Annotated in this window: 1 protein-coding gene; it reads right to left on the bottom strand. The window is 42.7% G+C overall.

Going from position 1 to position 518, the window contains the following annotated elements:
* Positions 1-258: 258 nt before the first annotated feature.
* A partial coding sequence (locus FJR05_RS06800) for a hypothetical protein (protein ID WP_254446780.1) occupies positions 259-518 on the bottom strand: 260 nt, incomplete at its 5' end.

Genomic DNA, 518 nt, shown 5'->3' with positions numbered 1-518 from the left:
TATAAACTCTCGAAAGTGGGGGGAGAGTGAAAAACTACATAAGAGACTCCCAAATAAAAAAGTATCCCGTCGTGGGGATAAGGTAGGGGGTAGGGAGCAGGGGGAGGAAAAGTCGTTTTGATTTGGTGGAATTGGATAGCGAAGCGCTGCTGCAAGCAGTTCATCTTTTTTGTGGAATTCTCTTAACAAAAAGAAATTGCTCCCACTCCTAAAAAAGAGCAGCAAGCTACATCGCAATATCGTATTGCTTTAATCCAACTATAAAAAATCAGGTTGTTTAAGAACCTTCTGCCAATCTGTCACCCCTTTTGCTACCAGTTGCTTGAATGCCGTTAATATGCCCTTGCGTGTCTGCTGGATTTCCGTTCCTGCATCTGGACAAATATCAACAGCATCAGACTTAATAAACCTAGCATTAGGGTAGTAGTCCGCTAAGTAGGACAAATCTTTCTCACTAACCACATAATAAGTTACCCGTTCCGTCCTGCGATTAGCTCTAGTTCTACCTACACACTGCA

Origin of the sequence: Dolichospermum sp. UHCC 0259 (assembly GCF_009711935.1) — a bacterium.
Classification (GTDB): domain Bacteria; phylum Cyanobacteriota; class Cyanobacteriia; order Cyanobacteriales; family Nostocaceae; genus Dolichospermum.
Note: the sequence above shows the minus strand (reverse complement) of the source record. Positions and strands in the feature narration are given on the sequence as shown.